The 1,044-nt window shown below is 68.5% G+C and carries 1 protein-coding gene; it reads left to right on the top strand.

What is annotated here, in order from left to right; all coding sequences use genetic code 11:
* Positions 1–12: 12 nt before the first annotated feature.
* The coding region (locus ACFV04_RS43800; RefSeq protein ID WP_380536667.1) for a condensation domain-containing protein at positions 13–1,044 on the top strand (1,032 nt) is incomplete at its 3' end.

Genomic DNA, 1,044 nt, shown 5'->3' with positions numbered 1-1,044 from the left:
CTGCCCGACTACATGGTGCCGTCAGCCGTCGTCGTCCTCGACGCCCTCCCCCTGAACGCCAACGGCAAACTCGACCGCCGCGCCCTCCCCACCCCCACCTACCCCACCACCACCGGCCGCGCCCCCGCCAACCACCGCGAAGCCACCCTCTGCACCGCCTTCGCCCACGTCCTCGGCCTCGACACCGTCCACCCCGACGACAACTTCTTCGAACTCGGCGGCCACTCCCTCCTCGCCCTCACCCTCATCAACCACCTCACCACCACCGACACCCCCACCGACATCCGCACCCTCTTCCTCAACCCCACCCCCGCCACCCTCGCCACCACCAACACCACCACCAGCGAAAACACCAGCAGCACCAACACCAGCACCACACCCCCCACCGGCATCCCCACCGGCACCACCCGCATCACCCCCGACATGACCCCCCTCACCCACCTCACCCAAACCGACCTCGACCACATCACCCACCACACCCCCGGCGGCGCCCCCACCATCGCCGACATCTACCCCCTCACCCCCCTCCAAGAAGGACTCCTCTACCACCACCTCCACGACGACAACGACACCTACGTCCTCCCAACCGTCCTCCGCCTCGACTCACACACCCGCCTCAACCACTTCATCACCGCACTCAACAACGTCATCACCCGCCACGACACCCTGCGCACCGCCATCCACTGGCAACACCTCACCCACCCCGTCCAGGTCGTCCACCACCACGCCACCCTCACCCTCACCACCACCACCCTCGACCCCCACACCACCAACCCCACCGCAGACCTCCTCCACACCGACAACACCCCCCTCCCCCTCCACCAAGCCCCCCTCATCCGCGCCACCGCCGCACCCGACCCCCACCACCCCCACCACTGGCTCCTCGCCCTCCACATCCACCACCTCATCCAGGACCACGGAACCCGCACCCTCCTCCTCGACGAAATCCGCGCCCACCTCACCCACACCCACCACCAACTCCCCCCCACCCACCCCTACCGCGACTTCGTCGCCCACACCCTCAACCACCCCACCAACAGCCGC

It is taken from the genome of Kitasatospora sp. NPDC059599 (assembly GCF_042735125.1).
Taxonomy (GTDB): Bacteria; Actinomycetota; Actinomycetes; order Streptomycetales; family Streptomycetaceae; genus Kitasatospora.
Note: the sequence above shows the minus strand (reverse complement) of the source record. Positions and strands in the feature narration are given on the sequence as shown.